Genomic DNA, 4,196 nt, shown 5'->3' with positions numbered 1-4,196 from the left:
GTGTTGATGAGGCCGACCTCATGGACGGTGATGCCGCTCAGTGCGTGGTTGGGGATGCCGAGCCCGGGGGCATCGAGGACGGCGGCGATATCGGCGCCATCCGCAGAGTCCGGCGCGGCGACGGTGGCGGTGATGGTCAAGTCAGAGCCGGGGGCGAGATGTACTCCCGAGCAGGTGACGGTCGAACTGGTCGCGGAGGCCGTGCCGGTGGAACAGGATTCGGCGGAGACGAGGCCGCCGGGGAAGGTGACCGTCAGAGTCGCGGGGCCGGTGGCCGCTGCACCATTGTTCGTGACCGACACGGTGAAGGTGCTGGAGCGGCCTTCGAAGATGGCCCCCGGCACGGCAGCGGAGGTGATGGCGAAGTCATCGACGGAGAAGACGGTGAGCGTCCCGGCGCCAGTGAAGCTGTCTCCGCCGCCGGCGGCGGAGTCGGGGGCGCCGTCGGAAGCGCCGGCGCGCATGCGGGCATCGGCGGCGGCCGTGGTGGCATCGGTGTCGATGGTGAAATTCAGGGTCAGGGGCACGCGCGGGCCGGTACTGACGTTGCCGTAATCGCAGCGGACGACGCCGGGGGCCGGCACGTTGTTCGTGCAGGTGACGCCGGCGGGCGAGGAATAGCCTTCGACAAAGGTCAGCCCGGCGGGGTAGTCGAGCTCGAAGAAGAGGGGCACACCGACCGGTGCGGTGTTGACCGTCGCGGCCACGGTGAAGGTTACCGTCGAGCCGACCTGGACGGTCGCGGGGGCAGCCGGGGACTGGGTCACGGTGAAATCGACATCGGCCTCGGCGAGGGCGCGAGCGGGGCGGGACGTGCCGCCGAGGAGGACGGCGACGCCGAGCAGGAGTGCCGCTGGGAGGAGCAGGCGTGCGGCCGGCCATCGGGTGGCGAGCATGGCGGCCTCCTAGTAGGTGTAGCTGATGGTGATGCCGCGGAGCTTCGAGGCCGGGCCGCCGGTGAGGTCGACCACCACGAAGTAGACGTTGGCGGCGTTATCGACCTGGTGGGTGAAGGCCTGGGCGGTCTGGGGCGACGAGCCGGCGCTGGAGAGGACCTCCGCGAGCTTGTAGACGAGGCCGGGGGTATCGCCATTGGTAATGGGCGTGTAATCGAGGCGGATTTTGACCGTATCGCCGGTGCCTTCGAAGGCGGCGGTCATGGAGGTGATGGTGGCGCCGTGGGGCAGGTTGACCGGGGCGAAGTAGCGATGCGAGGAGGGGTCGGTGGAGAGGGGGTAGAGCTCGTTGAAGCCTTTTTCGTAGACGGCGAGGTCGCTGGCGGGGACGAAGGTGCTGGCGGCGATGCTGACCTTGCCGGCGCCGCCGCCCGGGTTCTGCTGCGGTGGAGGTGCGCCTGTGTTGAATTCGCGGGTGTTGCCGGTGTAGTGGAGCCAGATGGCATCGCCGGGGTTGAGCGTGGTGAGGGAGTTGACGAAGCCCGGCACCCCGGGGGCGTAGAGCTGGTAGGACTGGGTGGCCGGGTCCCAGCGGTAGACAGCGGTGTATTCGCCCGTGAGCGGCGCAAGCGCCTGGGCCGGAGGTGCGGCAGTGCCGAGGTAGGAGATGTTGTTCCAGCCGCGCATCAGCCAGGCGGCCCCGGCGGCGTCGGGGGTCACGGCGAGCGTTGCGGACGCGAGGAATGCGGCGAGGATGGCGGCGGCAGCGAGCCGGGTTCGCATCGGTTACCTCCGGGGGCGCAGCGGCGCCTTCCGAGAGGTGAGGGTAGGGGGACCGCGATCAGGGCTTAATGGGCGAAGGCCCGATGGCGCGGGGTGGGGAATCCCGGATTGGCGAGGTGAAAACCCTGATCCCCGCGAGGGAGAGTGCTGAGCGAGCGCCGGTGAGGCCCGGAGCGCCGCGTGAAGGCCGACGCCGGCTACTCGAAGATGCGCTTCGCGACAACGACGTCGCGCGAGAGGTATTCGAGGCCGGTGGCATCGAGTTCGCCGCCGCAGGTGATGAGGGTGACCCACTCATCGTAGTCCGCCTTGTCCTTCGGCCAGATGATGTCGCCCATGGGGATGGTGTCGCGATGGTAGCGGTTGTTGGAGATGACTTCGTAGCGGTAGCGGGTGCCATCGGCCATGACGACAATGATTTCGTCGCCGGGCTGGCTCTTCGCGAGGTTCACGAAGGGGGCCGGGATCGAGTGGTAGTAGACGTGGGCGCTGAAGATGGCGTTGCCCAGCCAGCCGGGCCGGTCGTACATGGGGTACCAGCCGACGTGGGTGTTTTCGTTCTTTGGCGTATCGAGCGCACCGTCGGGAGTGATGCCGAGCTCTTCGATGGGGGCATCGACGTTGAAGCGGGGAATGATGATGCGGGCGACGCTACCGGCGAAGGGGGTGGGCGTCGGGGTGGGGCTGGGGCGCGGGGTGGGGGTGGAGGTGGCGGTTTCGACGGGCGCAGCGGGCGAAGGCGAGGGGGCGGGAGTCGGGTCGTCGGCGGCAGAACCGCCCGAGCAGGCGACCCCGGCAAGGAGCAGCACGGCTCCCAAGAGCAGCGATGCGAGGGCAGCAAAGCGCACGGTTCGGATGCTGGACACAGGCTTCTCCGGCGGGGCGTCGAAGGTGGTACCTATGAGGGTAGCGCAGCGCCGAATAAGGGACGCGGCGAGGGAAACGGACGGTTCAGGCGCTACTCGATGCGGCGCGCGACGACGACATCGCGGTCGAGGTATTCGCCGAGGCCGTTGGGCTGCGTGGCAACGAAGCGGCCGCCGCAGGTGATGAGGGTGATCCACTCTTCGCCCTCGGGGCGTGCCTGGCCGCCGACCACGCCCGCGATGAGGTCACCCATCGGGATGGTGTTCACGTCGTAGCGCTGGAAGAAGAAGACTTCGTAGACGTAGGCGGGGCCGTTTTCCATCTGGATGGTGATGCGGTCGCCGGGTTTGGCTTTGTAGAGGTTGGCGAAGGGCCCGGGCTTGAAGTTGTAGTTCACGTGGGCGGCGAAGACGGCGTTCTTGCCGAAGCCGGGCTTGTCGTAGATGTAGTACCAGCCGACGTTGTTGACGCCATCGTGCGGGGTATCGAGCTGGTTGTTGGGGAGGATGCCGATCTCCTCGATGGCATGGTCGATACCGAGCACGGGGGCGATCATGCGGGCGATCTTGCCGTCGAAGGGGGTGGGGGTTGGGGTCGGGCTGGGGGCGGCCGTCGGGCTGGCGGTCGGGGTGGGGGTGAGGGTGGGGCGAACGTCGAAGCCGACCACGGCCGCCGGGGTCTCAGGCGCCTCGGCAGGGGAGTAGCGCCAGCCAACGGCGAGGAGGCTGACCCCGGCGACAAAGGTAAAGACGGCAAGGTAGGGCAGAACACGCATAGACGTTTCGGGGAAGGGGCTATTCCCCTCCTCCTATGGTATACGACCGCCTCCAAAGCCCGGGTTATGGTCGGGGGCGGGTTCGGCGGGCGAGGAGGATGCCGGCGACCGCCCCGCCGCCCGCGACGGCGACCAGGGCGACGATGACCGCCGGGGCGAGCGACGAGGCTTCGCCGTTGTCGGCGGGCGCAGGGGAGGGGCTGGCGGGGGCAGGGACCAGCGTGCCGGGGAGGGTGACATCGTCGGTCGGGGGCGGGCCGGAGGGCGGGGTGGGCGTGGGCGGGGCAGGCGTCGGGGTGGGGAGCGGGGTGATTGCGGCCGAGCCAACGGAGAGGTCGAGGCGGATGGGACCGGGCTCCCAGGGGATGGACTGGAGGGCTGGCCGGCCGCCAACGGTGAAGGTGATGAGCGCTCCGGTGCGGCCGCAGCCGGGGCGCTGCGATTCGCTGACCACGGCGACAACGTAGGCCGCGGCGGGGCCATCGGTGATGGTGCCGCGTTCGCCGGGGGCGGCCTGGGTGCAATCGATGCCGCCGATGAGGGCGCGCACCTCGGTGCCGGCCGGCGCGGCACGACCGTCGACCGTGACCGAGCCGTAGACGGTGGCCGGCACCTGGGGCTGGGCGCTCGCCGGGTGCGCGGGCAGGGCTGCGACCAGGGCCGCAGCGCAGGCGAGCACAATGGCAGGGGTTCGCACAGGGCTAGGGTAGCGGGCAGGAACAAAGCGACAACGGCGGGGGATTCGCCCGTTTGACGGTGGTGGCGTACTTTATGTTTCCCCCAGGGGGAGGTAGCACGTGGCAACGATTGGGGCGACGCTGCGGAGCGCGCGCGAACGGCGCGGATTGACGATCGAGCAGGTGGCGCACGACACG

General features: G+C 69.3%; 5 protein-coding genes. All 5 read right to left on the bottom strand.

What is annotated here, in order from left to right:
• The coding region (locus tag VAE46_RS09460; protein WP_322796686.1) for a CARDB domain-containing protein at positions 1–896 on the bottom strand (896 nt) is incomplete at its 3' end.
• A 9-nt stretch (positions 897–905) separates the two neighbouring features.
• Positions 906–1,679: a hypothetical protein gene (locus tag VAE46_RS09455; protein WP_322796685.1), complete on the bottom strand. Its 774-nt coding sequence runs from the start codon at positions 1,677–1,679 to the stop codon at positions 906–908.
• A gap of 197 nt (positions 1,680–1,876) precedes the next feature.
• Positions 1,877–2,545 (bottom strand): class F sortase, encoded by a 669-nt coding sequence (locus VAE46_RS09450; RefSeq protein WP_322796684.1) that lies wholly within the window; start codon positions 2,543–2,545, stop codon positions 1,877–1,879.
• 92 nt (positions 2,546–2,637) lie between these two features.
• Entirely contained in the window at positions 2,638–3,321 is a 684-nt protein-coding gene (locus tag VAE46_RS09445) for a class F sortase (RefSeq protein WP_322796683.1), read from the bottom strand.
• 64 nt (positions 3,322–3,385) lie between these two features.
• Positions 3,386–4,018: a hypothetical protein gene (locus VAE46_RS09440; RefSeq protein ID WP_322796682.1), complete on the bottom strand. Its 633-nt coding sequence runs from the start codon at positions 4,016–4,018 to the stop codon at positions 3,386–3,388.
• Positions 4,019–4,196: the final 178 nt, after the last annotated feature.

The sequence above is a fragment of the Tepidiforma sp. genome, from assembly GCF_034433535.1.
Lineage (GTDB): Bacteria > Chloroflexota > Dehalococcoidia > Tepidiformales > Tepidiformaceae > Tepidiforma.
Note: the sequence above shows the minus strand (reverse complement) of the source record. Positions and strands in the feature narration are given on the sequence as shown.

What these genes read in the sequence shown, in the direction of transcription:
- VAE46_RS09455 (WP_322796685.1), bottom strand. Translation starts at nt 1,679, where the DNA reads ATGCGAACCCGGCTCGCTGCCGCCGCCATCCTCGCCGCATTCCTCGCG.
- VAE46_RS09445 (WP_322796683.1), bottom strand. Translation starts at nt 3,321, where the DNA reads ATGCGTGTTCTGCCCTACCTTGCCGTCTTTACCTTTGTCGCCGGGGTC.